This window comes from Micromonospora sp. ATLC20 (assembly GCF_057196585.1).
Genome location: NZ_JBXUOV010000414.1, coordinates 1 through 684 on the forward strand (window position 1 = coordinate 1; position 684 = coordinate 684).

Annotated in this window: 1 protein-coding gene; it reads left to right on the plus strand. The window is 68.1% G+C overall.

What is annotated here, in order from left to right; all coding sequences use genetic code 11:
* Nucleotides 1–15: 15 nt before the first annotated feature.
* Nucleotides 16–684: condensation domain-containing protein (locus tag AC2CHG_RS31695; RefSeq protein ID WP_484526237.1), on the plus strand; the 669-nt coding region annotated here is incomplete at its 3' end.

Below are 684 nucleotides of genomic sequence, written 5' to 3' on the forward strand. Positions count from 1 at the left end.
ACCTCGCATCATCTGATGTTGGACGGGTGGAGCACGTTCCAGGTGTTGTCGGATGTGTTTGCCGTGTACGGGGCTCTGGTGTCGGGGGCGCAGGGCGCGGCGGTGGTGGCGGGGCTGCCGGTGCGGCGTCCGTTCGTGGATTACGTGGCGTGGTTGGCGGCTCGTGATCGTGGTGCCGAGCAGCGGTTCTGGCGGGAGGTGCTGGCGGGGTTCGAGGCGGCGAACGTGTTGCCGGTGGACCGGGTGCCGGTGGGGTCGTATCAGGCTCGGGCGGATGCGTCGGTGCCGGTGGTGTTGCCGCCGGTGGTGTCTGATGCGGTGGCGGGGTTCGCGCGGCGGCATCGGTTGACGGTGAACACGGTGGTGCAGGGCGCGTGGGCGTTGTTGTTGTCCCGGTACTGCGGTGTGCGGGATGTGTGTTTCGGTTCGACGGTGTCGGGTCGTCCGCCGGAGTTGGCGGGTGCCGGCGATGTGGTGGGCATTTTCATCAATACGTTGCCGGTGCGGGTGTGCGTCGACGGTGGTGAGCCGGTCGTCGGCTGGTTGCGGGGTTTGCAGGACGCTCAGGTGGCGGCACGGGAGTTCGAGGGTTCGGCGCTGGCGGACATCCAGAGCTGGAGCGAGGTGCCGGCCGGCTCGCCGATGTTCGACAGCATCGTCGTCTTCGAGAACTACCCCGCCGAC